At 44.0% G+C, this 26,903-nt stretch carries 14 protein-coding genes; all 14 read right to left on the minus strand.

Going from position 1 to position 26,903, the window contains the following annotated elements; all coding sequences use genetic code 11:
- Positions 1 to 40: 40 nt before the first annotated feature.
- Positions 41 to 3,328, minus strand: a complete 3,288-nt coding sequence (locus MHI37_RS27115) for a pullulanase-associated domain-containing protein (RefSeq protein WP_076337575.1) — start codon at positions 3,326 to 3,328, stop codon at positions 41 to 43.
- Positions 3,329 to 3,652: 324 nt separating this feature from the next.
- Positions 3,653 to 4,672, minus strand: a complete 1,020-nt coding sequence (locus MHI37_RS27120) for a LacI family DNA-binding transcriptional regulator (protein WP_076337574.1) — start codon at positions 4,670 to 4,672, stop codon at positions 3,653 to 3,655.
- A 331-nt stretch (positions 4,673 to 5,003) separates the two neighbouring features.
- Positions 5,004 to 7,112 (minus strand): alpha-L-rhamnosidase C-terminal domain-containing protein, encoded by a 2,109-nt coding sequence (locus MHI37_RS27125; RefSeq protein WP_076337573.1) that lies wholly within the window; start codon positions 7,110 to 7,112, stop codon positions 5,004 to 5,006.
- Positions 7,113 to 7,135: 23 nt separating this feature from the next.
- Positions 7,136 to 8,029, minus strand: a complete 894-nt coding sequence (locus MHI37_RS27130; RefSeq protein ID WP_083676324.1) for a carbohydrate ABC transporter permease — start codon at positions 8,027 to 8,029, stop codon at positions 7,136 to 7,138.
- Positions 8,030 to 8,043: 14 nt separating this feature from the next.
- On the minus strand, positions 8,044 to 9,960 hold the full coding sequence (locus MHI37_RS27135) for an ABC transporter permease subunit (RefSeq protein WP_076337572.1): 1,917 nt from the start codon (positions 9,958 to 9,960) through the stop codon (positions 8,044 to 8,046).
- Between the two features lie 103 nt (positions 9,961 to 10,063).
- On the minus strand, positions 10,064 to 11,731 hold the full coding sequence (locus MHI37_RS27140; protein ID WP_144023710.1) for an extracellular solute-binding protein: 1,668 nt from the start codon (positions 11,729 to 11,731) through the stop codon (positions 10,064 to 10,066).
- A gap of 284 nt (positions 11,732 to 12,015) precedes the next feature.
- Positions 12,016 to 13,134: a GntR family transcriptional regulator gene (locus MHI37_RS27145; RefSeq protein WP_076337570.1), complete on the minus strand. Its 1,119-nt coding sequence runs from the start codon at positions 13,132 to 13,134 to the stop codon at positions 12,016 to 12,018.
- A 105-nt stretch (positions 13,135 to 13,239) separates the two neighbouring features.
- Positions 13,240 to 15,627 carry an alpha-L-rhamnosidase N-terminal domain-containing protein gene (locus MHI37_RS27150; protein WP_076337569.1) on the minus strand — a complete coding sequence of 796 codons (2,388 nt, stop codon included), beginning with the start codon at positions 15,625 to 15,627 and terminating at the stop codon, positions 13,240 to 13,242.
- A gap of 52 nt (positions 15,628 to 15,679) precedes the next feature.
- On the minus strand, positions 15,680 to 17,392 hold the full coding sequence (locus MHI37_RS27155; protein ID WP_076337568.1) for a hypothetical protein: 1,713 nt from the start codon (positions 17,390 to 17,392) through the stop codon (positions 15,680 to 15,682).
- A gap of 1,079 nt (positions 17,393 to 18,471) precedes the next feature.
- A complete protein-coding gene (locus MHI37_RS27160; protein WP_076337567.1) occupies positions 18,472 to 19,677 on the minus strand; it encodes a nucleotidyltransferase family protein in 1,206 nt (401 codons plus the stop codon).
- Positions 19,678 to 19,717: 40 nt separating this feature from the next.
- The gene (locus MHI37_RS27165; protein WP_144023709.1) at positions 19,718 to 20,143 is read right to left on the minus strand and encodes a S24/S26 family peptidase; all 426 of its coding nucleotides are present in this window, start codon (positions 20,141 to 20,143) and stop codon (positions 19,718 to 19,720) included.
- Positions 20,144 to 20,197: 54 nt separating this feature from the next.
- Positions 20,198 to 20,461 carry a PqqD family protein gene (locus MHI37_RS27170; protein ID WP_076337565.1) on the minus strand — a complete coding sequence of 88 codons (264 nt, stop codon included), beginning with the start codon at positions 20,459 to 20,461 and terminating at the stop codon, positions 20,198 to 20,200.
- The gene (locus tag MHI37_RS27175; RefSeq protein WP_076337564.1) at positions 20,458 to 21,342 is read right to left on the minus strand and encodes a hypothetical protein; all 885 of its coding nucleotides are present in this window, start codon (positions 21,340 to 21,342) and stop codon (positions 20,458 to 20,460) included. The genes MHI37_RS27170 and MHI37_RS27175 overlap by 4 nt, the downstream gene beginning before the upstream one ends.
- Before the next feature lie 284 nt (positions 21,343 to 21,626).
- On the minus strand, positions 21,627 to 26,831 hold the full coding sequence (locus MHI37_RS27180) for a DUF5722 domain-containing protein (protein WP_076337563.1): 5,205 nt from the start codon (positions 26,829 to 26,831) through the stop codon (positions 21,627 to 21,629).
- Between the last annotated feature and the right edge of the window lie 72 nt (positions 26,832 to 26,903).

The raw sequence follows: 26,903 nt of genomic DNA on the forward strand, positions 1-26,903 counted from the left end.
CCCCATTAACCTTACGGTAATGGGATTATTGTTTCAACCACTAATTATTCAAAAGCGTGTAAATGACTTGTGCTGCTTCCGATCGTATCAGGAGCGATTGCGGTTCGAATTTATTAGCGTTTTTCCCTTTAAAAAGCCCTACAGCACTTCCCTGCTTCACAGCATCCTGAGCCCAAACGCTTATGCTTTCCTGATCTGCGAATTGGTGGTCTGCTGCAGGAGATTGCTGAGAATCCCCACTTCGGAACGTATAAGCGCGCATCAGCGTGACGGCCATTTCCTGTCTAGTTATCGGTTTATTCGGTTCAAAAGAACCTTCACCTCTTCCGGTGATGATTCCCGCTTCAGCAGCAGCCGTAACGGCCTCTGCAAACCAATCGTTTTTCCCTACATCCTTAAATGTGTGGGAACCAGTCGAAGCAATGCCCAGCGAACGCACCAGCATCGCGGTAAACTCTGCACGCGATACCGATCTATCGGGCTCAAACCGCGTTTTTGTTGTCCCATTTACGATTTGTTTGGCAGCGAGAGATTTAATGGCCGGTGATGCCCAATTGGCAGCACTCACGTCGCTAAAGGTCTGATCGATTTCAAGGACTGCATATCTACTGAAATGCATAACGTTTGCAGAAATCATGCTATTGTTCCAATTACCGCCTACATATCGGATATGATTAGAATTTTCGATAAAGAAGACACCCGATAAATCACGATTTACTTGACCCTCCACTGTAAACGTAAGTGTAACGGGCTTTGTAAATGTGGTCAATTGGTTCACTTCTTTATTATCTATCATGATGGACAAAGTAATATCGTACATAACGCCGTTCATTTTAATGGAAGTGTTGGTCAGATTATCGCTCTTTAGCAAGTTCTCCGCCTCGGATTGCTCCACTGGAACGACCTTTAATGAAATTTTAGTTTTGTCTGCTGGCTGCCCCGAGGCACTTGCTTGTGCTGCTTTTAATATTTCAGCAGGGAGTTCAACAGAAACCTTATTAAACTGGATACGAATCGGTTTATCTCCTGTCAGATCAACCGCTTGAATTGGAAGCAGAATTTGCTTGGCATCCTTTTTGACAATTAGTACATTATCGCCGCTTAGTTTTTTTAGATCATCTTCATTAAAGGTATGAACACCCTCTGTTTCTCCCAAGCCTGGTACAGAAATATTGCCCGTATTACCAGGTGAAGGGTCTGGTGTAGGACTTGGTGTAGGGCCTTCGTTCTCAATGGCAGCATTGGAAAAAATATTAAATTCCCATGGTGCGAGATTAAAGGTTTGTTCTTGATTAAACTCAAATGAAGCATTTGCTAAATAGGAGTGGAAGCTTCCTGCCGATCCGTCCGCATTTATAACGGTTTCTACATTTTCTGCTGATAAATTTATAACACTTATCACTTTGTTGCCGTTCATTTCTCTCTCGAACGCCAAGATACGCGGATCAGTTGAGTTAAGAAATTTAACCTCGCCACCGAAGCTGCCATTCCAAAGCGCTTGATTCTCTTTCTTCATACGAATGAATTGCTCGTATAATGGCTTCAATGATTGGTCATTCCAATCAATTTGATCCTTCTCAAAAAATAGAAGTCTCTTATCAAGTCCCGCTTCTTGTCCTGAATAGATTAATGGCATTCCCGGCAAGGTAAACATAAGTGCTGCCATTGCCTTTTCAGACTCACCGAACATTTCTTTAGTAGTGCCTTCCCACGAATTCGTATCGTGATTGGTTATGAAATTCATCGCATAAGAGCCTTTTGGGTATAATTGCTTCATTCGATCGATATAAGCTTGGATATCTTTAACTCCTTTATCACCGCTAGGTATACCAATCATAATGTTATAAAAAAGGTCCCAGCCGTAGTTTGAGTTAAACGCTTCCATTAATAAGTTGAATTGAGTATCATCTTCAGCTAGCATATACATCGGCTTTATCGCATCAAGTTCTTTTCTTGCAGTATCCCAAAAATCCTGTGGTACTCCAGCTGCGTAATCGGCGCGATATCCATCAATATCTGCCTCCGTAACCCAGAATTTCATAGCATCTAGCATCGCAGCTCGCATATCCGCATTCTTATAGTTCAAGTCTGCGGTATCCAACCAGCCATTCGGTGATACAATATTCCCTTCATCGTCTGTATTGTACCAGCCTGGATTATTAATCCACTCGTTATCCCAGCCAGTATGGTTCGCTACCCAGTCCAATACGACCTTAAAGCCCATATTGTGAGCTTTCTGAACCAAATCCTTAAAATCCTCCAATGTACCGAATTCAGGATTTACCGCTTTAAAATCAGCGACGGCGTAATAAGAGCCCAAAGTTTCGATACGTTTCTCCTCAGATATAGGATGGATGGGCATAAACCACAATATCTCTACACCCAATTCCTTTAACCTGGGAAGGTGGGATTCAAATGCTTTAAAGGTTCCCTCAGATGTATATTGTCTCACGTTTACTTCGTAAATGGTTGAATCTTTCGACCATTCAGGATGATTCACTTTGCTTTCCGCTGTCTCTACGACATACGGCGATGTGTAAACAGCGGGACTCCCTTCTTTAATGAACAATTGATTATAATTGTCCAGCATTGCAAAGGATCTCTCTGCGCCGTCCTTTGTACCATCGGTACGGTTGATGACGAGAAAGCTGATTTTCTCGGCATTTTCTTTTAATGTTATATCAACATAAGCACCATTTCGATCTACCTGACTGTTTGAAAAAGCACTGGCACCGGTAGGCCAACTGTCTACCGTCTCAGAGGGTGTTCTTACATCATCCCACAGCCAAAGACCCCAGTCGCTATAATTCTGATCTGTTTTTTTGTAATGAATTCTTATCGTGTTCTCCGGAAGATTAACGGGCTCCCACAAGAAAACCTCATCTGAGCCTTCTTTAATCCACACTTCATTTATTTCCGGTGTGAACAGCGTTACTTCCTTTTGATCCGCTTCTTTAACTCCAGTAGCCTTATTAATGACAAGAAAATACACTTTGTTGGACTCATCATTCAATTTAATATCCACATACGCGCCATAAGAGGTTCTCTGCTCTTCTGTAAATGAGGTGGCGCCTAATGGCCAACTACCTACCGCTTCTGAAGGCGACACAACCCCTCCCCATAACCAAAGACCCATATTATCAAAGGAGTTATCTGCCCTCTGATAATGAACTCTTAATGTATCCGCAGGGATATTAGCAGTCCCAGCTTGCACCTCTATCGATCCTTCCGCATTCACCGGAGTTGAAATCGAGAACCACTGTAATGAAACGACTACCAAACAACAAATGAGCACTTGCGCAACTACCTTATTCCATTTCCTTTTCAACTAAACCTCTCCTTCCAAATTACCGAACTAATAATGCGCTTTCATTTTTATTATTAAGGCATATCCTCCCTTTCAAACGTTTGATGTATGTCCCCACTAATATACCACTGTAGAAATTATTCCAAGTTAGAGGTTGGTTTCGAATAAGGATGATTATTAAGCAAAAACAAAATGATGTACCGAAAACTGTCTATCTACTTTTCATCGAAACATCTAACTTTTGCATTTTTTTGAAAATTAAATTTCTATCATGCATGAAATGTAAAAAAAGCTCATGTGTAAGTCACATGAGCTTTCATCGCCCCGTCTATCCAGCATTCGCATTCATTGTTTGACCTGTCCTTTTATCTCTGTTGATTTTCTAACTATGATTCGGTGCGGCAAGATCTTGCGTCTGGCTTCAATCTCGGTTCCCTTCAGTATTTGAAGCAGCATTGTAGCAGCCGAATATCCATTATGGAAAGAATCCGTATCAACAGCCGTCAGAGATGAAGATATAAGGTCACCCATATAATCATGATTAAAACAAAGCACGCTAACATCCTCCGGGACTCTCAGCTTTAATCTTGTCAATGCTTTAATCACCTTCCAAGCAGTTACATCGTCTTGAGCCATAATGGCTGTAGGCCTTTCACGCTCATTCATCCATGTCCATACAATATTATCCTCCGTGTCCGATTCATTTAGACTAATCCATCTGGAATTTGGTTCAATTTGTGCATTTTCCAAAGCCATTTGGTAACCCCGCAGCCGATCCGAATGGATAAGGACATGGGCAGGACCATGAAGAATAGCAATATTCCTATGTTTCTGCTGAATCAGGAAATGGGTAGCATCCCATGCAACTTTAAATTGATCATATTCGGAGGTATAAATATCGGAGTGCTCCGCACTTCTCCCCATGAGGACAAAGGGAATCTCATCCGATTTTAGATATGAAATCACCTTGTCTCTATCTCTGGAATAAAGAATGATAAGCCCATCCATACTTCTTCCTTTGTATTTGGCGGTTATGGAGCGAATCAATTCTTCCTCGCTATTCCCTGTCAAAATCAACACATGATAACCCCAATTTTGCGCTTGAGATAGAACACCCCGTACAGCTTTAATAGAATTGAAATGCATATTTTCAGTCGGATTAGGGAGCACCAGCCCCATGTTATAACTCATTTTTGATACTAAGCCTTTTGCTAGCATATTGGGTTGATAGCCTTGTTGTTCAATAATTTTCTTTACCTTTGAACGTGTTTTTTCACTAATTCTTGAATCATTTGAAATGACGCGCGATACGGTCGATATCGAAGTGCCAGCAAGATCAGCAATATGTTTAATCGTAATGACCATTGCCGCCTCCTTTTCAAGCAAATAGACATGTATGCAATAAAATCATTTTATCGTACACGTGTTGATTTCCGATTATTTAGTAGTAGTATACACTCTGATGAACAACTGCTTAGATAGATATTTAATGCCAGATAGGGTAGCTAATCTTCTTAAATTAATCCTCACAGTCGTTTATCCATGTTTAAACCCCCAAAATAAAAAATGAGGCTACCTGTAGGCAGCCTCGAATGAGAACTAAATTCCTCTTATATTCTGTAAAATCAATCCATGCAACTGCTTAAATATTCTTGGAAAATGAATGCCGTTTCATATCCGCCCCCCGCATTAACTGTTAAACAGTAATGCCATCAGGAAGCCGAAGAATATATTCGCTCGATCTCTCTTCGTCCCAGCCAGCCTCAATGGCGCCAAATGGTGTTGGAATGCTTCCTACACAGATCGATATATCATTCAGACGCTGCGGACGAAACGCAATTTTGCGGTAGCCCGGCTCAAGCGGCACAACGCCAAGCACTCGCGACATGATCCAATGTACCGGTGTACCCGCCCAGCTATGGCAAAGACTTATTCGATAAGAGTTATAATTCGTATAGGTCGTCAGCGCATCATGAAAGTCACCATCATGCTTAAGAGTTACACTCTCCCAGCAAGTCGTAGCGCCTTCCCCGAGCATTTTACCCCATACGAGAGACACTGCCTCCCAAGCCTTATCCTGAAGACCAAACTGCGAATAACATTCAGCCAGCCAATATGCGGAAAGCGGCGTGATCGGGTCTTGAACTTGATAGGAGCTCAGGAAATCCTCTCCCGCTTGCTCTGAGACATATCCCGACATGATCCCAAGCAATTTAGTAATCAGTTGCTCTCCTGATAGGAAGCTTCCCTCTTCAAGCCGCGGATGGCCCCAGTTAGTTAGCTCTGTCAGCTCAGGAATGAAGCTTTTCAGTTTACGAAGATTGTCTCCTGTCATCCGGAATAGAGCCTGCATATTAAGCACGCTTTCTTCTGGCTTCATCGCTACCCATTCAATCAGCGTAGCAGATACATTGAGCAATTGTTGAGACGCCGGGTCAATATTTTTCTCTACTAGCCTACAGTGCCTTATTATTTCATCCTCTAGTGATAAAACAAATTCCTTATCCCCTGTGTACAAGTAGTACTCCCATATATTATTCAGCCACCACAACGTATAGGCGGGAATGTCGTTCATCCAATAACCATCAGGTGTCCCGCTCCCTAGCTCAACAATCGATCGACGAAGCACAGCGAGGTCATCCCACAATACATAATCCGCTTTAGCCGCCATATAAAAATCATAGGTCCAGTTCAGCCTGTCGCGCTTGATCCCGTCCCATAATCCGATTTGATGGCAAACCCGATTCGTATGCATGGAAATATCAAATATATTTTTCAGCAGCACTGAATCTGTCTGAATGGTTCCCACCTGATTTAAAGGTACGCCAACCTCTTCACCGCGCCATTCCAATTCAAATGCGCTTTCATCATCCGCTAACACATACAGACGCAAATAACGAAGTCCTTGGGGAAGGGCTGTTCGAGTTTCTCCCGCCTCAAGATGGATGACCTCCGTAATTAATCCTTCGTAATGCTCCAGCTCCGGAAGGGACTCCGCTCCGTTCCAAATGATGGTCAGTGGTACAGCTGATAGATTTTTGAGATGAAAGCGCATATTATATTCTTTGTGCAGGTCTAGCAAGCAAACAGGCAAAGCCGCTAGCTTCAGCTTGCGAATTTCCATATTTGCAGCTCGCCATTCCGTCTGTTTTCGCACATGGTAGAAGATATGGAGATCATTGCGCAGCGGTTCCGGAATGGATATTCTGCCCTTTCCCTTGCCGCTCATCCGAACGTTGTTATTATGTATATCAATGTCTGCGCCGTTGGCTGATATTAAGCCAACGCGACTTAACGGCGACGCTATTATATCTCTAAATCCACCCTCTACGAACCATTCCGGTCCGTCCTCCAAATCGCCGTATGGCTCCTCGCCAAGCAAGCAGACACTGACTGCCTGCTCTTCGCCAGCCAGCCAGGAATCATCTGTGCACAGCTCGAAATTATCCGAGCTCAAATAGGCGATACAACCAACTAAGCGCCCCTGTAGGTGAATGCTAATTGGAGCTATTGGCATAGCATTCTTACATTCGATATGAAGGCGTAATATATGCTCACCAGCCTCCAGCCTTCGTGGAAACTCTACAATTCGCTGAAAGGCGCATACGTTAGCCGCACTTTCCTTTATTGCACCAAGGCTGCTTCCATCCAGCTCCACCTCAACAGCACCTGTTAATGCGATTCCAAATTCGATATTCTCCGCAGCGGATTCAATCACGAATTTTTTAACCAGCTCGATCTTTCTTTCGTTCTCACGTTTCTTATGCCATATCCATTGCGGGAGCATCCGCTGTCTTTCGTTCATTGAACGTACCGCCCTTTCGTTGTTCACATTTTCAAAGCGCCCTGTGTCATGCCTTGAATATAATATTTCATGCCGAAGGAGAAGATCAAAATTAGCGGTATTGATGAGATTGCATACGCGGCGAACTGAGTTCCTATATCCGTAATTCCGAACTGCTTCGTGAAAATAGTTAACCCTACCGCTATGACCTGAAGACTGCTGTCCCGAATCGTAAGCAGCGGCCAAATATAATCATTGTAGACACCTACGGATTGCATGATAAACAAGGTAGCTAGAATGGGCAGCGAGAGCGGAATTACGATTTGTAAAAACACACGAATCTCTGCTGCTCCATCAATGCGTGCTGCTTCAAATAATTCACTAGGAAGTCCAGACATATAGGTGCGGCAGAGAAACGTACCGAACACTTGGCCGCCGGCAGCAGCAGCAATAATAATGACCCACGGCGTGTTGGTCAGACTCAAGTTTTCATAGAGCACATAAGCTGGAATTAGAGTCAAAATACCAGGAATCATCATAATGGCAAGAATCATAAGAAAGAGAAGCTCTTTGCCCGGAAAATCTTTTTTCGCGAATATATAGCCTGATATTGAGGATAGCACCATAACGAAAAAGCTCGCGACAACTGCATAGACAACGGTATTGATGATATAACGCCAAATGGTATAAAAAGCTTCGTTATAATTCCCCCATCTAGCTGGCGAAGGAAGCCCCCAGAAGTTGCCTAAAATTTGCGAATTACTCTTTAGTGAGCTAACAAGCATGAATACAATCGGAACAAGCATCAGGACAACGAGCAATCCAAGCAATACGATAATGATCGCTTGATTAATTTTTGGATTTCCTTTGAATAGTTGACTCTTCTTGCGTTTGGCTAAACCAACGGCTGCAGATTTTGTTTCCTGACTGGCATTCATCGTTGTGTCCCTCCTTAATCATTCGACGTTTTAATGAATTTCATGTTGACGATAGTAATGGCAAGAACAACTACGAACATGCTTACACCGAGCGCTGAAGCATAGCCAAGATCATTAAATTTGGTCGCGGCATAGTACATTTGCAATGCGGGAACGTAAGTGGAATCCATTGGCCCGCCGCCAGTTACAATCATAATGCCGTTAAAGTCTTGAATAATGCCAATTAGTGCTAAAATAATTAAAAATTTGAACTGACCCGCGAGAAGCGGCAGATGAATGGATCGAATAATGCGCGGCAAGGTTGCTCCATCTATTTTCGCTGACTCTATCAGCTCTCCCGAGATCGACAGCAGGCCTGCATAAAAAACGAGCAATTGAAGTATTCCTATAAATGGAAACCCAATGAAAATGAGTGACCACAATGCGGTATTCGGATCTCCTAGCCAGCCATGCGCCCATGAGCCAAGTCCGATTAATTCCAAGAAATTATTAAACAAACCAACGTTAGGATCATAAAAATTTTGCCATATTAATAAAACCGCAACAGCAGGAATAACCATAGAGATGGTGAATGCAGTCCGGAAACCATATTGCAGCTTCTTACTGCGCAAATGATAAATTAACTCCGCAGCTATGAGCGGAGGAATTAGTGTTTTAATCAGTCCCGTTACGATAAGCAGCCCTAAATTACCAAGCCCCTTTGTTACGTACGGATCATGGATCATGCGTTCGAAGTTGGCTAACCCGATAAAAGTTGTCCTTCCGCCTGGCTGCCAGTCGTAGAAGGAATGAACGAGTCCTGAAAATGCTGGATAGTACTGAAACATAAATAACAAAATAAATGTTGGTGCAAGGCCAAGATAAATCCACTTGGCTTGCCATATCAATCGAAAAATTCCAAGACGTTGTTTCTTCTTCATATAGAATAGAAGAAACAGCAAGCCTGCCAATGCTGCCATCGATCCAAGCGCCCACAAAAGCATTTTTCTATTCGCCTTGCCCTTTGCTTCTTTAACCACACTGCTTACATCGTGTTTGAGTATGATGCCGTCTCCTGTTCCTGCAAACAGCGTCATCCCATCATGATCGAACTCAACCTCACGGCCTTCCCCATTTACCTTGCTTTCCCAAAGCTTCTTGCCATTACGATCGAAAATATAGAAAAAACCGGATAAATCTGAGACAGCTATACTTTCACCGTCTTTAGAAAAGCTGACATCCGTAACGATGTCCTTAGTCAGGAGCTTTCTCATCAATTTTCCGTCTTGATCAATTAACTCTACTTCGCTCGACTTCGTGCCGATAGCTACATCACCATCATCGGATACGGAAACACCTTGAATTTGGTCCCCAGCACCGTACTTATAAAAAGTTTTCCCGTCAGCATCCAGTAGAAAAGTGTATTGATCACTCGTGGCGACGGCAACCCATTGTCCATCAGAGGATACCTTAACGGCTTTCATTGTTGTACCAATCGGAATTGCGCCCGTCTGTTGCCCGGTAACGGCGTCCATGAGCAGAAGCTCGCTGCTACGTTGGACAACTAGAGCAAGCACCGAACCATCTTGTGAAGCAGACATACTCTTAATTTGTTTTTTCAAATCCATATCCCACAGCAGAACGCCTTCCTTGTCGTACGCATACAAATGACGATCATCCGAGGAAAAAAGCAGCGTTCCGTCAGCAAGCAGTTGGACAGCGGTAACCACATTGCCAGCTTCCGCACTAAATTGTTGATTTCCTTCCATGTCATAAACATACGCTTTGCTGCCATAGGTTCCAATTGCCAAGTTGGTGCCATCCTGAGCTACGGAGATCGAGGTGATATTCCCTGCTCCTTCGATGGACCAGCTGTCTTTAGCAGAAGCGGCCTGCGGGATAGCCCCTAGCAGCAATATCAGCGCTAAAAACATCCATATATTTCTTCTCATGATGGTCTTCCCTTCCTTTCCGTCCATGACGCAGCTATGCCGCATTGATTATAATAAAACTCAATCTGCACAGGCATATGCCTGTGCAGATTGGAGCCGATTATCAACGTTCCGGTGGTCTGCGCTCTACATTTTCCAAATCGGACAATTCCCGTTTCGCATTTTTCATAGCAGCCTCTAAATACTTATCAATATTGGCCTGCAGCTGCTCCAAATATTGGTCCGTAGTTACCTTCCCGCTAAAGTAACGCTGTACTAATCCTACCCAATCTTGGACCGATGGCTGATAATCCCAAAGTCCACGAGCCAGAGTATTAGCTGCACTATTATAGCCTTCCGTGTTTCCGATCGGCTCAAAGTCAGCGAATGCTGCTTTCATTTCAGTAGGAAGCACGATATCTTTAATAGCTGGAGAACCCGAGAGTGCGGAGTCTGTACTATTTTGAATAGCTTCTACATATACACCGTATCCTTCAGGGCTGGTCAAATACATCATAAAGTCCATATTCAGTTCATTTTGTTCAGCACTTTTATTCACAATGCCGTAGAAGCCAACAGGAATTTGAATCGTACGGGCAGGAGCCATAACCTCTGGTCCTTCCATCGAAGGCATATTGAAGAAGCCATACTCGAACGGCTTCACGCCGCCTGACGATTCCGTTGCGGACTCATCCGCGAAATCCTTTGGCAGCTGCCAATAAGAGCCTGGCGTACTTACCATCGTTGCAGCCTTTCCGGTTAGGAACAGCTTATAAGCTTGATCTTCCTTCACTCCGAAGAATCCGTCCGGAACATAGCTGAAGAGTGTCTTCAAATTTTCTGAATAAGCTTTCCACTGTGGATTTCCAGCAATTTTATAAGGGCCCTCTTTATCTTTAATCGCTTTCCAGTTACGCATTTCATTCTTCGTAACATTACTGTTCGAATCGTTATACGGATCAGTCAAATCATAAGTAAAGTTATCGTCCACTTCCGGTAAGTACGAATAGTCCTGTTCCTGAGAACGGTTTACGTTAATGTAGTCACGTAAGTATTGGTCCGCGTAGATACGAACCAGCCAGCCAGCTTGACCACTCCACATCGATTTGGAGTCTCCACCTAGTGCCAGCGGTGTATATCCTGCTGCTTTCACTTTCTCAAAAGCTGCAGTCAACTCATTAAATGTTTTAGGAGCCTCTGTAATGCCTACCTTTGCGAAAATCTCTTTATTGTATACCCATACAATCTGTACGGATTCAAAGTTAAGATTGTACAAAACATCCTCGGAGCTAACGCCTTCTAAGTTAATCCCCATCGCCTTAAGATCGAGAACATCCTTCCAGCTCTTTCCTGCATAAGGATTTTCTTTATCAAAATAAGGATAGTAGTTGACGAACTTACCGTCACTCATTAATCCAGCAACTTCGTTATTATTTACAATATCAACATCAGGATTACCTGCTGCAAACTGCGCTGTCAGCCACTCTTTGTAGCCTTCGGCAGGCTTATTATCCACTTTAACGGTAACGTTTGGATTTTTCCCCATATAGCCCTCAGCAACCTTATTCCAAACGGAAGCTGATGCACCTGACAATGAAACATTAATTGTACCTTTCAGAGTGGAAGCCGGTTCTTCTGTAGCTGCTGGCGCTTGTGTGGCTGGCGTATCTGTCTTAGTCACATTTGCATTTCCATTATTGCCCTCTGATGGGTTGTTCTTGGCACATGCCGTCAGTAGAGACAGCAGCATAATAACGCTTACAAAAACTGCCAATCCTTTTCTTTTGACCATGATAATCTCCCCTTGCCATAGTTTTTAAGCAATCAAGCGCTTACAAAAAAACCAATAAAAATAAGGCCTCTTCCATCACTCCTCTAAAAAAATTCAAGCTTACTTTTACAAAGTATAAAATATTTTAATTCGTATACTTTATAAAACAAAGTATACTATTATAATTTGTTCATTGCAACACTTTTCAGCTAATAATTTTTCCATGGCTGTCTTTATGCTAGTTATTGAATGATCACCCAAAAAAAAGCTCCCGCGTGAAAGGGAGCAATGCTATTACTATGTGCTTATTTCTCTTTATAAGCAGAAGATACGAGAGCTGTGCTGTCTCTTAATACCAGCGTTGGTACGATTTCTTCCTTGACCAGCCTATGCTCGCCATCTTTTAGATCGTACAAGAGAATCTCAGCTGCCCGCTCACCCAGCTTCCTCGTATTCTGGTTAATCGTAGACAATCTAGGATACAAATATTCACTAATTTTCACATCGTCAAAGCCCATAATACTAATATCCTCAGGGATTCTGAGACCAAGACTTCTCGCTGCATTTATTGCGCCTATTGCCTTATGATCACTTGTAGCAAAGACTGCAGTCGGTGGATCCGGTAGAGCCATTAAACTTCTAAAGCCCTCATCTCCCATCTCCACTCGTTCATTATCGCCGTCCATGACAGCAATAAGATCGGAATCAAACGGAATCTGATGCTGTGACAAAGCCAGACGATACCCCTGCAGCCTAAGAGAGAATTCTTGATTCAAATTCAAGATCGAGCTTCCAGTCAATATCACTCCAATGCGCTTGTGTTTCAGAGAAATCAGATGCTGAGTGGCTAAATACCCTCCAGTAAGGTTATCCACGATCACATAGGGAATGCCTAAATGCGGATAATAAAAGTGAACCGTTACGATGCGCCGATTCTCCTCCCGCCAGACTGTGAGCTGTGTCAGATCGAACGCATCCTTCGAGGTTAGCAAAATAATGCCCGCATTCGGATCATCAGGAAGCTCATAGTTTTCGCCCATATTCCATATGTAGAAGGCAACGCCTTCCTCCTCACATACTTGTTTAATCCCATCAAACATATCTGTAAAAAACGGGTGATTGAATAAATTCACTTCATGGTTGCGATGCGCAAAGTAGATCACTCGCGTAGTCTTAGTTCCAGCGGATGCAGAGCCTTCTTGAACGAAGCTGCCTTTTCCGCGAATTCGGTTGACAAAGCCTTCCTGAACGAGCTCGGAAAGAGCTCTTCTGGAAGTAATTTCACTCGTATTATACTCTTTGGCTAACTCAATTTGAGTAGGAAGAGGATCATTCGGTTTAAGTTCTCCTGCTGCAATTCTACGTTTAATATCATTCATTATATATTGGTACATCGGAGTTTTGTCCGTTTTTTCCGTATCCACTGAATCATCACTCCTTAACAAGTTGAGTTAAGTATACTTTATTGTCGATATTTCTGCAATAATCAAGCAAGCCCATGCACAATTGCATGGGCTTCACTCTGAGCTTTACGTGTGGATGCTTACTTCTTCCTGCCGCGTACCCGTACCGGTGATATGGACTCTGTCTTTATCCGATACTACCGCAATCCCTGCTAGCCCCGATGTCTGCCAGGAAACCCCCGCTGGCAAGGAGGCTCGATACTTAACGCTTCCATTTTCATCCTTTTTCCATTCAGCCTTAATCTCACCGTGCTTAGTCGGGATGATCCCCTCGGCCCAATCTACTCCTTCTACAAAAGACGGCTGCAAAATAACTGCTCCAATACCAGCTTCGGACACATCAACTCCAAGCAGCTCCCTGCTCAATAAATAAGTAGGCGATGCCCCCCAGCCGTGACAAAGGCTAACAGGGATGGCGTCCTGCAAGTAGGTTGGGGTGTGGCCCAGATAAGGGCTTGGGATCGTAACGAATGGAAGGGAAGGATCAAATGTCTCCCACCAGGTCGTAGCCCCCCTATCGAGCATTGAACCCCAATAGTCACGGATCTGCGAAACCGCTACATCTGTAAAGCCATAACGGAATAAAGTTTCCAATACGATATGGTAGAAGAAAGCCCCCCGGATTCGAGGTAATTTCTCCTGCAAATAATAGTCCATTACGAACGATTTCACTTCTTCCTCATTCATAATCCCTGACCACGCCGCAGCGAAATTCGTCTGTGCGGTTATGCTTGCCGATAAGCCTGCATCAGTTAGACAGTCTGCAAATAAAGTTGTACCTGGAACTTGGAGCAATTGTCGAATAGATTCGCGCAGCCTAGCCGCCTTTTCCCGAAAAGCCTCTTGCAGCGCTGTTTCACTCAGTTCCTTAGCCATTAAGGCTGCGGTAACTAGAAACTTATAATAGAAGCAAGAAACTGCTGTTACGCGATCCTTTCGTTCAATATCATCCGACCAATCGATGAAGCACCACCAGCCTTCTCGATTCGCATCTGCGAACAGTCCCGCTTCATCCTCCTGATCAGCGAACCAGCCAGTGAGTCTAATCACATAAGGCCATATCTCCATAAGGAAATCTGTGTCTTTCGTATATTTGTAATACTCCCACACACCGAAGAGCCAGTGGGCGCAAAAATCTGGCAGCAAAAATGGATTATGCTGTGGACCTGTGCCTGGTATTGAACCATCGGCATTCTGAATTCGCGCAGCTTGCAATAATGATTTGCGGACAAGAGCAGGGTCATTAAAGGTTTGATAGACTACCTTTGCCATAACAACCGAATCAGCGATCCATAATGCACCCTCACGGTATGGACAATCTTCAAAATGATTTTGGCTGTTAACGATTGTCGTATACCGACCGGTCTCCCAAATCCGGTTCAGCCGCTCATCGCTGCAGCGGAAAATCCCTCCATTAACATAAGGATAATGAACGAACCTGACTTGCAGGCTCCTCATTTCAATTGGGACAGGCGTCCCCATTGCAGCTACCTTCAAATAGCGAAATGCCCGTCTTCCAAATGGTGTAAGTATATTGCTTCCCTTGCGCAGCAAGAAAGTATCCATCAGCGCTAACTCCAGCGATTCTCCATAAAATAGCTGAAGGACACCACCCTCCTCTGCAAACACCACCAGCTCTGGATAGCCGACGATTTCAGCTCCGAAGTCATAGGTGATTTGCGGAATAGATCCCGGCACCGAGGCATCCATCACAACAAACTCCGCGCCTTCCCGCTCCTTCTTTGACAAAGGAGCGTCTGGCGCCTTTATAGCTCCTTTATAAGACTCCGCGGAAACGATTGCAATCGGTTGTACAAGCGTCTCCTTTAGAAAAGGAATTTCGCGAGGCATTAAACGAGGCCATATGCCCCCCGTTTGCTCCGCTTCCTCGACAGATACAGCATAGGGCCATGAGGAATCGTCGTAGTCGGCTTGCTCCCAGCCATCTTCCTTGGAAACATCAATGATTTCCCGGTATCCGCCCCAGTAATGAAGACGGCTCACTTCCGGTCTCCACCGCGGCGAACGTCTACACCTCCAGTCTGTACCGCTTGCAATTACCCGCACCTCACTCCCATTCCCACTTTGCATATCTGTCTCATACACATCCAACTGACAAATCATTCCCCCCGGCCCCTGCAGCTGACCGGTTACAATCTTGTCATTCCCAAAATTATGAGCAATAACTGCAATGACATTCATCCCATCTTGCAAATGATGAGATACGTCATACGTATCATATGAAATCCAGGCCATATCCGCAGGTGCAGGCCCTCTCCCTACCTCAGCGCCATTTATATAAATCTTATAGGACTGGTTAGCAGAGACTCTCAGCTTGGCGTGATCAACTGAATTCTGAATAAGAAAAGCCTTGCGAGCCTCCACATACACATTGTTATCTAGAGCAACTTCTGGTGCCCAGATCCATTTGGCCCTCCAGCTTTCTTTTACCATATCGTCCCCTCCAAGTTATAAGTAGAAAATGAACCATTCATGACCAGGCACCTTATTCTACATATTTATATATGTAGTTCAGTCTTCCTTCCGGTGCTGTATCTCCGTATTGAAAGAAATCCATAATTTCTCCATCATTCTGCATATTGTCTATCCATTTAAATTCTAGCCATAGCCCCTTGCCCGCTTCATCTATTCCAATAAAGCTCAGTGGAAGCTCAATCTGCAATTCATTCCCGCTCACAGCGTAACGAAGCTCTCCCACCGGCTCCCAATTCCAGTCGCCTGTGCTCTGCTCCAACCATGTTATCGAGTTATCTTTGACGCTCCTATTGATGATATAATGGTACCCTTCCCATCCAGGGCCGCTCTCTGTTTTAACTCGAATTAACAGCATCATCCAATGACGGTCCGTACATGGCGAAATGGGTTCCTTTGTTTGTGCGTAGAAATATAGATTTTCATCCGTATGTGCTGCCTTTAGCTTAACAAAGCTATTTCTAACCGTATCATTCTGATAATGAAGCTCACCATAACCAGGATGATTGCGCGGCTCTTCGTCTCCAACAAAATCAATATATTCACGTGAGATGTGATGCCATATCGTAAAATCCTCATCTATCATGAGCGGCTCATCCAGCTGAACTGCCCCTCCATCATGATCCGACATTCCTTTAAACTTACGAATATAACTAATTAATTGCATATAATAAAGATCGCCATAACCATCCTTCATCGGCTCAATGTCGCGGCTGAAATTTAACGTTGCCTGATCTACAAACAACACCGGACGCTCCGGCATCCCCTTAAACCGCATAGCGATCCATTCATTCCATCCCGTGACAAAAATAATTTGCGGGTCTTCCTGAAGGGCAAATGCCCACTGCTCCGCAATATTTAGCCCTTGATAGATGGCATCCGATGAGTCGGCAATCCGCTCTACCTGTGCCTCGCTATAATCTCTGCCCCAATTGTCCCCGTACCCGTAAAAAGGCGTATCACTCATCGCTATGCTGGGATGCTGTGCTACTGAGACGTTAATGACCTCTTTCTGACCCTCATTGTTATAAAATACCCGCTGCGGACGCTGAAACTCAATCCAAGGAAACCCATTCGTCTTTGCCTCTTCATTCGGCCATTGGTTGAGACGGAAAGTGAAAAACTGGCGATGCTCCTCGTCACATTCATCAGGATTGCCTATGATGAGCGGCCTTCCCTTCCAATGAAACCATAAATGCTTATAACGACCGGGCTTATAAATATCTTCAAATATTTCTGATACCGTCTGACCAGATTCCGTGTTCGTGTAAAATGCAAATTGAGGCACCTTAAAGCCCTGCCTATATACATCATCCAAAATTTGAAACAACACATCATAAACCTTCTTGTAAATATCAGTGTTTGTTGTGTCAAATATAAGGAAATCAACACCGGCGCTCGTCAACAGCTGCACATGCTTGCGCAGCACCCAAGCATCATCATTAAGATAATAGCCGTACAATGGCTCTCCCCAAAAATGAAACGCTTGCAAAGGACCCCAAGCTGGATGCTCCGAATCATGCACCGCCTCCGGCCACTCAGCAACGATATTCGTATTGTCAAAGGGACCGAGTGTTCCGTGCTGTCCTAACCACAGAAAATAAAATAGACCGACATAACGATCCTTGCGTATCGGGCCCGTGTTTTCCCTAGAAGGCAGCTCCCTCCCTAGACTGTCCATACCTCCCCATTGATCAACTGCATACTGCTCATCTCTCTCGTTCATCACGATCCCTTCCTCTCCATTTAAATATCGTCTGTCTCCGTAGCACGGCAGCTCAGCAGGGAATTTAAAAATCAGTTCATTCTAATTTTTCCGTTAAACAAAGTATTCTTTACAGATTAATAATATACTTATATTAAAATATTTTCAACTAAATATACTCAAATTCCAACAAGTATGTTGAAGTTTATAAGCCTGGCTGACGAAGCGTATTCGTACTATCAAAACAATCCTGTACTCACGCATTATAGCTCGCCGTTTCAGCTCATCTCCAGCCGTCTTGTCTCCATGGTTGGCAGCTATGCTGCAAATGCGCTAAAACGTCTACTTTATTGGCTGTCACGGCAAAGCTCGTGATGCTGCCGCCTTTGTTCTAGGCATGTTTGTGTAGGCACCTTATACTTTACACAAACGAACACACGCATCGTCTTTTTCCTCAGCTCTCCCCACGCTCGATGCCGCTCTTCAAATCCTCACTTCTCCTACTCCTTCTCCTACTCCCAGCGCGGAAGCTATCCTGCACTATTGCAGTATCTTCGTGCTTTTGGGACGCTCTAGCTAACCTATCCTGCACTCACGCATTATAGATCGTCATTTCAGCTCATTTCCAGCCATCTGATCTCCATGGTTGGCAGCTATCCTGCTTACGTACAGGATAGCTGCCCTAAACCATTAAATAGAGTAGGCTACCCTGCAAATGTGCAGGATAGCCTACTACTACTCATTCTTATGATTGACTGTCACGACAAAGCTCGTGATGCTGCCGCCTTTGTTCTAGGCATGTTTGTGTAGGCACCTTATCCTTCACACAAACGAACACACGCATCATCTTTTTCCTCAACACCGCCCTTACGGGTGATTGGAAATCGCAGACGCATCCTCTCTCCGACTGCTGCCGCAGCATCGTTATCAACAGGTTCGAAGAATACATAGTTTACTATATAGCAAGGTGAAACAGCTGTCGCCGTCCTTTTGGCGGCGCGCTGCGCGTTTCATTCCGGAGAAATATAGAGAAAGTATGGCGAAAGGATATGCTTTCCTATATAGCAAAAAAATACTTGAAACATCAAGGATTTTATCGTTTATAGCCCAAGCTTTGATATAACCTCATACTGTTCTCCGAATTCCTTACTCCCTTTGACAATATTCATCAGCATTCTCCATGTGCGCTTGCCCTTCAAAAACAAAATGCGTCCTATCCGATATATCCAGGCTGCCGGCAGCAGCAATGGTCTGTTTTTCAACATGGAATACTCTGGGATTTCGCATAAAACGTTATAGCTTGGAAAGCACATTGGAAGAAAAAGTCTGAGCGCAACGATTTCCTTGGCTCCTTTTCTTTCCGTGTATACTTTGCGCATACCATGGATTAAGGAGTTCCGTTCACTGATGCCGAAAGTTCCAGCAGATAAAATATACTCACTGATTCCCTCATCATAATCTTCTTCCATCACAGGAAAAATCAGCGGCGAATTTACTTCAAACCACTTCTGGCACAGAATCCATATATTTTGAGCAAATAAGCTTAATTGAAGCTTCTCTAGCTCCTGATCAATATAACTCCAATCAAGCACAGTATCGTAATGGGCCACATATATTGCGATGTCCATAACCATACGAACTCCGCAGCCTGTACCATAACAATGCTTTGCCATATGCACAAATAAATATAACAGATGATATTCAGCCGAGAACGCCCCGGTATACTCACCTGGTTTCAACACCACATGATCCCACGCACGGGAAAAATAAGTGATATAGTCATATTTGTGATTAATATTATGATCGAAAAGACGGGTGTGGATTTCTAGATGAACATCCCCCTTGGAATAGTTCCACACATCACCGATCGTATGATCGGCATGAAAGCCCATCGCCTTAAGAAGCAAATGGGATTTCTCCCTGTCCTCAGGCTTGATCAAAATATCAATATCTCCCATTGTCCTCATCTCTTCGACCGGATAACAGCCTTTTATGCCATAACCTTTAATTAACACATGGACAATCTTATCGTGACGGAGCTGCTCGATGACCTTATTTACTTCATTCTCTTGCTCAGCCGCTCTGATGAGTGTAGAAGCAAAATCCTGCTTCATCCTCTTGCGCAGCTGCTCATCTGGCCCATGCGCTCCCTGTTTACTCGCCATTAGATACATGATACCGCTGACAGAGTGAATGCTTCCCAGCCTATATATCTGCTCCCAATCGATATTAGCTCGCTCGAGAGGTTCTCTCTCATGAATAAACGAACCTAATAAAGATAAAAAATAGTTAGTTGAATCATCCATAGTTAAGAACCCCTCACGCTTCTATTGGTTTCGAAATCATTCACTCAGCGGGCATTCTCTTCATCCACTCGCGATATCCCTTCAGAAAAAATCGGCGAAGCGGACGAAGCCGTATCCACAGGAAAGAATACATCTTATATCCAAAATGAGTGCAGCTATAATCCTGCCCTTTGCGAGTGAAACACTTAACTACCGCAATAATATTGTCTTTGGGCAAATTGTATTCAATCTGTGTCTCGATATCTCCGCACATATCATATCCGTCCTGATTTACTCGGATGATTCGATGCATAACTACTTGTCCCGACGCTCGTCGATACAAGGGAATATCCCCTTTTTTTAACGCATATGGATTACAGCTTGTCACAACGACACTATCTCTATTATGCTTCCATAGAGGATACATACTGTTTCCGGAAACCGGGATGAGCACATCAAGGTTGTCTTCGAGCATTGGTACTAGCATAGCGAAGAGCCCCTCCGAGTTGAGTTTTACCCGCGTTTTTTTCATAGAAGATAGCTACTCCAATAAACCAGCACGGGTTAATGTATCCAAAAACTCTCGAATATCAGCCTTTGCTGTCTGATCATCAATATCGTATTCTTCAAGCATCGCCTGCAGCAGCTCTGAATCGTTTATGTCTGATTGAAGCTGCTTCCACATAAAAACCCCGCTGTCATTCAAAGTAATCATTCCCTTGAAGCTGATATTTGCTTTACCAACTGGTACAACCACATTCGTGCCTGCAATTGTTCTCAGACTGAAGCCCTCTACCATTTTCATGCAAGGATCCCCCTATTCGCTATAATTTCCTCATACACAATCTCAACGGCTTCCTGACTAATGCTGCAGTGCAATCGGTATACAGGTACATTCGCAACTAGCTTTTCAATCCGGTCAAGTGTCTGTATGCCCAGCCCGATATCATAATAAGGCCTCTCCATTTGTCCGGTTAAGCAAAAAATACTGTCTCTTATATTCAATCGTTCTATTCTATTTATGGTTGCCCGCTGAATAAATACAATAGCCTTCAGGGGAACCTTAATATTCGTGTTCAAGTCGGTCTTCCCGCTCCATGGTGTTCCACAAATATATGGAATTCCGTCGTAGAAGCGAATCGCCGGCTTATCGTCGTTAATGATAGCTACTTTATCTCCGAAGCGTTCTTTCCATAAGCTCGTATGGGTAGACTTTCCAATCCCGCTGTTTGCCGAGAATACAATTCCGCTATTGTCTATCGCAATGGCTGACCCGTGAAGCACCGCTCCGCCAAGTACCATTAATCGGTCACTAAAAGCAAATCCGCTATACATATATTCAAAATCAGTCATTGAAAAAGCAGCATGCTTTCTTCCTCGCCACAAACTAACCTCAACCTCGGAGTAGTCCTGGTTGTAATAGGTTGCCATGGCAATCCTGCCCGTTTCCTTCTCGCGCAAATATCTGCACAATCGGTTATCATTCATACGAACGATAGTCGTAGCGTTGACGGTCTCCATGATATCGCCCTGTGGTTCTTGGATATTATCGTACGCTGTAGTTGTCAACAACAGGTCTCGATCTGCAAAGAATTCATCCTTATAAGCAGAAAGTCGTCTTTCAAAAAAAGCAGTATCTATCATTTCATATTCTACATGGAGATCTGCAATGGTTGCTTTGTTCATCACTGTCCCACCTATTAGTTCAAAATGATTTTCGGGTAGAAAACGCAGGGAAGTCGGTTGTCCCAGCTTCCCTGCGTTTACCTGATAACAAAAGCTCATCTATTCTTCAGCATGAACGCCTAAATATCTTCCCCGTCTCCCAGCCCGCCAGACAGAAAGCAGATGCTGGTGAGCTCATACTCTTCAATTTCAATCTCCGGCTTCTCGTAAACCTTTTTCATCGCCTACACCTCCCTTCTATTCCTATTCCATCAGATTCGGATGAAGATATGGCTTCCTATCCCTTAAGGCATCGTCCCAGAAGCAACATCACTATAAATAGTCGTCATATGGCCTGTGCTGTCCTTGTATACCAAATAAGCACTTGCATACCAGGTTTCACCCGAATTCACCCCGGTTTTGTTCATCATATATTGTCCGCTCGAGGTCTGGGAGCTTGATTTCGCCCGAATGACCCCTTCCGTGCCAAAGTTTAATTCTGAAAGCACCGTCGACGATTTTTTGAGAACAAGACCTGCTTCCACTAACGCGAAGCCTGGTGTTACATTGATTTGACCGATAAAAGACATCTTCAGCGTGTCAGGATTCACAATGACGTCATGTGAGATCGCAACGACCGGCAGCCTTACTACCGGAACCTCTGAATAGACAGCAGTTATGGTCGTATTGCCTGTGATATAGAAGGAATACGTTTCGGTGTAGCTTACAATTCCGCCATTCATCAGCCAATGGGAGAACTGCTCATTCACCGCTGGTGCATTCGCCTCGATCGTTACTTTTGAATCAAAGGAATACTCGGTAATACCGCTCGGAATGATGCCGCCTTCCACAGTCAGGGTATAGGTTCTCTCTCTCTCCGAGTACACCGGTCTCAAAATTAGATCCGATTGTACATTAGTAAAGCTTGCATTCCAGCCAATGAATTGGCTATCCGGCTTCGAAGGGTTCATTGGTGCGGTAGCACTTTCCCCTCGCTGTACTTGTTGAACCGAGAGAATTTGTCCGCTCTCACTAACAAATTGGACGACGAATAGATCTGATTCTACTTTCGCATAGTTAGCAATTAAGCTGGTATTACTCGTAATGATAAAGCTATAAGATAGATTTGTGCTTAATACCCTTCCGGATGAATGGTCACTCCAGCTCACAAACCGGTAGCCCTCATTAGGCAAGGCGTTAACACGCACGGTATCCCCATAGCTGTAGTTTGGCTGATTTCCATATACGCTGCCGCTCACAGATACGACCGTTAAAGCAAGATCTGCCTCCTTAGACCACTTTGCATAAAGAGTAATATTCCCTGTAATAGGTGTATTTGCAAAGTCAAACGGTTGTTCAAATGCAACATTGTCGGTATACCAGCCATCGAAGCGATAACCTTCTTTAATCGGCGTATACGGGGCTGCTGCTTTACCCTGGTGCTCGACTGTCTGATTGCTTACGGCCGCTGCGGCGCCATTCGTATTAAATTGCACCGTGTAATTGGTCAAACCTGTTCTTACATGGTCTATATAGAAGAAGCCTCCCCATGGTCCTGTATAAACCGCAGTATCTTTCCCTCTGTAAGAAATTTCGATACTCTTTACTTGGTTCCTTTTATCAAAGCTAGAAATATCTACCGATATACTATTCCATACATTTGAATCAACTTGTTTCTCATAATTGAAGAATGTGCCGTCTTCCGCTACTAGTCTAATCTTGGCAAGGTAAGCTGAAGAAACGCCGCCCCAACCGTATAACTCAAAATTAATTTTGTTATAGCTGGATAGATTTACAGATGCCTTAAAGGTTTTCACCACTTTGCTCTCCGTGGTAGCAACCTTTGCTGACTTGGCTGCTTCCAGCATATACACGCCATGTTTTGCTGCTTTAGGATAAAGATGATGCTCAGAGTCATCAACCACAGAAGCTACTGAACTCGTTTCACTGCCCGCATACCAGCCATCCAAATAGGCATCTTCAAAATCACCAAAGACTAAAGTTCCATTATCCTCTACATAGTCCGACCAGGATGAATCTGTTAGGACAAAGACATAGTCCTTTCCTTCGATTGTAACCTGTAGTTCACCACGTTTATTATTTGGAATGTTTATACCTGTAATTACTGCCGCAATACTGACCTGTTGTCCGGAAGCTATAGTAACATCAGCACTGCTTTTATCCAGCGTTATACCATTCACTCCGACTAAATCCACTGTTCCTGAATAGCTCGCATTACCATTATTAGTAATACGAAGCGTTAAAGAATCCCCCACCTTGACTACTTCATTGCGATCCAGCGTGACTGTCAAGCTTGTAAGAGGTGCAAAAGCTGCCCTCGATACTTCGTCGACCTGAAGAGCACCAGTCGACCAAACAGTTGTTTTAAGTGGTCGCGCCCATACTTTGATACGCTCTACATTGTCAATGCCTTCCCATCCGGTTAAATCCAGCGCCGCATCATTCCATGCTCCTGCTTCAACGATAATAGAGCCTTCGCTGATCTGATCCTGGCTGCTGTATACACGAATCATAAATTCTGCTTTTTCTCCTGCGCTAATCCCACTAGCCTTGACGGAAGCTTTAATAATAGGAGTTTCAGTGAAATCCTGCGGTGTATCAAATGTTTTTGTTACACCTTTAAGGTCCTTAAGCTGCGGCCCTGTAACTGGAGCCTTCAAGCTGCTTGCTCCTGCCGCCTTATCGATCGTATCCAGAGCAACGCTAGTAACGCTGTCTGTTGCCGACCAGCCAATCGTGTCTTTATCGAAATTGCTAATCGATATCTCTCCATTTAATTCGGAAACAAGCCCCATAGGAAGCTGTACCGGAGTAGGCCTTGTCTCCAGCTGTGAAGGATCAAATCCGGGAAGAGCATCATTCCAGTTCTCCACGCCAATGATACTCTTAGCAAATTCAGTTACAGCAAGAGAGTCTACGGTATCGATCTTCTTGAAAACATCATAGAGAACCTTTTCCTCGCCAGCCGCATTAATTTGGCCCTTCAGATTGGTCCACAATCCCAGATTCAGACCGCCTTCTTGCGCATGATCTACATGCCGATGCATAATAAAAGCGTCAATTCCAGGTAAAGATTTCACTTTATAATAGGCATATGCATACGCCGCTGCTTGAAGATTTTGATCTGCTAGTGTGTTTTGCCCACTATGGAAGCCCTGCTCTGAGAGGATTACACGCCGCTGTTCCCCTTCAAAGGTTATGCTGCTCTGCTGCAAATAATCGGTAAGCACTTGCAGGTTCTTGAATGTAATTCGGTGTGTATCAAAGCTGTTCGTTGCCGTTGTATCTGCCCAGGTTCTTGGGTTGAACAGATCCTCTGGGTACGGATGGAAGGCAACATTCCATGCATAGTTTCCGCCTTCCTTAGCCAATTTGTTCAAGCTGTCCACAATGGCTTTATTGTCATACAGCCACTCTGAATCTGGTGATTCACCTGCATTCCAGAAATGATCCAATGAGATGTATACTCTGGAATTTTCAATTTTGCTTTTTACAATGTTGTAAGTCAGGCGCACAGTCCGTTCATATTGTTTGACATATTCATCAAGCAATTTAGGACCCATGTTGTTCCAAACCTTATTCTGGCCTACTTCGTTCCCAACGATATAGCCCATTACACTTCCATAAAGCTTATCCGGTCTGGAATAGCGCTCTGCAATGAAGCTAGTGATCGCGCCGTAGTAGCCCACGCCTGCTTCATTGGTAAGATTCGGTGCGAATACTGTACCATCTGCTGTACTATCAGGATGGATAATGTACTTATTAGGAGAGTCAGCATCATTCATTCTAGTTCGATATGCGATGAGGATTGCCGACACTGCCATCCCGTTATCTGTCATCGCTTTGATCTGGCTATCCAGATCGTTAACTCTGTTTTTTATAAAATAATAAGTTTTTCCTTCATATACATATGGTATAGAGGAGGCGCCACGATTAGATAGAGTAAGCATCGAGTCATAGTCGATATTAATCGCACCGTGCTGCACGCCTAAGCGTTCGGCATCGGAAGGAATCTGAACCTGCAGCCCTTTAATGCTCTTGGTAGGTGTATATTCCTCTGTATTCGTTGCAAGAGCTTCTGGGTTGGTGACGTATCTAGGCTTATCCGCCAATACGTATTCATCGCTGCTATTTTTCAAAACAACGACCAATTTGGAGTAGATGCGGCTGAGACCATTATGAACGGTATCAAATGTCAGACTAAAGCTTTCCACAGCAGCACTGCTTGCAAGCGGTGTCATTTCAGCGTAGTTGACCGTCTTTTCGTTCGCATATAACGGCAATTCATACGCTAGCACTTCTGCTCCTTCATTATTGCTCAAATAATCTGCATTCACGATACCGCTAATTGCAATCTTCGTAGGATCATTGCTAATTGTGGAGCTGTCAACCTTGCCTTGATAGTGATATACATCTAGATTTTTCAATGAAAAATCGATCTTATCGATCTCAAGCACCTTACTCGCTGCGGCACCTATTGGTAAAATCCGAATTTTATCAATTTTATTCGCCCATGAATCATTGACGATTCCAAAATCAAAGGTAGTGAAGTCGGAAGCATCTTCCACATCAAACGGCATGGACTTCTCTTCGTTCCAGCTTTGATCTTGATCAGTAATCCACGAAATTTTCAATTTCGATGCCCCAGTATTATTTTTCATACGAAGGCTGACTGTATTCCGTTTGGAGGTATCCAGCATCAGGCTTGATGATTCAATATACGTATTGGCCGGATCAGTTATCACATATTGGAGTGCATGATTAGATACATCAAGCGTTCCTCCAACTGCCGAGAACCCTTCCGTGCTTCCTGCGGCATTGAAATCTAAATTAGCAACCTTAGTTGCAACCAGATAATCGAGCTGCAGCCTTCCAGTCCAGCTATCATATCCAGCATCTCCTGGGGACATATCTTCAAGGTCATAGTTTTTCATATAAGAAAATTCTATTTTATCAATGCTGTTTTTGTATGCCCAGTTATGGATATCAAAATAAATAGTCGTCCATTTATTCCCGGTGATCGGAGAGACTCCCTCAAACGTTTCTGTACCGCTGGTAAGTGTCACTTTAAGAAAAAAGTCATCCAGCTTCCAGCCCCAAATATTTGCCGCCACCGCAAGGAAATCTGAACTCGAGAGATCTAAAGGCGTTTGATAATTCTGATATGTGCTTCTCCATGTGTAGGCTTTCACCCCCGTCGGTTCTACCTCCAGTGCTCCTACTCCTTCAAACGGAGCTCCGGGACCATTGGCAAGCGTCGTAACCATGCTTACTTTTTTGGCATTCATCCCGGGTAACCAGGAGGCACCCTGTTCCACTGTATTGAAATCATTAATCACTTGCTCTGGATAGATGGCGCTGCCAGTAAAAGAATTTTTGGCTGCAAGCCCTGGTTCCTTGGCTCCCGCAAATGCTTGCAGTGGGATCAACAGCTGCAGCAAAAAGGAAGCGGTTACAATAATGGAAATAAGCTTTTTTCGTTTGTTCATTTCTAGTACAATCCTCCCTTTATCATTCGAAAATGGTTTACGTGCCTTGCCCAATTATGAATAAGGTTTATT

Source organism: Paenibacillus sp. FSL H8-0548, assembly GCF_038630985.1.
Lineage (GTDB): Bacteria > Bacillota > Bacilli > Paenibacillales > Paenibacillaceae > Pristimantibacillus.

Coding starts and splice junctions, on each gene's coding strand:
- MHI37_RS27120 (WP_076337574.1), bottom strand. CDS start 4,672: ATGGTCATTACGATTAAACATATTGCTGATCTTGCTGGCACTTCGATA.
- MHI37_RS27125 (WP_076337573.1), bottom strand. CDS start 7,112: ATGAACGAAAGACAGCGGATGCTCCCGCAATGGATATGGCATAAGAAA.
- MHI37_RS27130 (WP_083676324.1), bottom strand. CDS start 8,029: ATGAATGCCAGTCAGGAAACAAAATCTGCAGCCGTTGGTTTAGCCAAA.
- MHI37_RS27135 (WP_076337572.1), bottom strand. CDS start 9,960: ATGAGAAGAAATATATGGATGTTTTTAGCGCTGATATTGCTGCTAGGG.
- MHI37_RS27140 (WP_144023710.1), bottom strand. CDS start 11,731: ATGGTCAAAAGAAAAGGATTGGCAGTTTTTGTAAGCGTTATTATGCTG.
- MHI37_RS27150 (WP_076337569.1), bottom strand. CDS start 15,627: ATGGTAAAAGAAAGCTGGAGGGCCAAATGGATCTGGGCACCAGAAGTT.
- MHI37_RS27155 (WP_076337568.1), bottom strand. CDS start 17,392: ATGAACGAGAGAGATGAGCAGTATGCAGTTGATCAATGGGGAGGTATG.
- MHI37_RS27160 (WP_076337567.1), bottom strand. CDS start 19,677: ATGGATGATTCAACTAACTATTTTTTATCTTTATTAGGTTCGTTTATT.
- MHI37_RS27165 (WP_144023709.1), bottom strand. CDS start 20,143: ATGCTAGTACCAATGCTCGAAGACAACCTTGATGTGCTCATCCCGGTT.
- MHI37_RS27170 (WP_076337565.1), bottom strand. CDS start 20,461: ATGAAAATGGTAGAGGGCTTCAGTCTGAGAACAATTGCAGGCACGAAT.
- MHI37_RS27175 (WP_076337564.1), bottom strand. CDS start 21,342: ATGAACAAAGCAACCATTGCAGATCTCCATGTAGAATATGAAATGATA.
- MHI37_RS27180 (WP_076337563.1), bottom strand. CDS start 26,831: ATGAACAAACGAAAAAAGCTTATTTCCATTATTGTAACCGCTTCCTTT.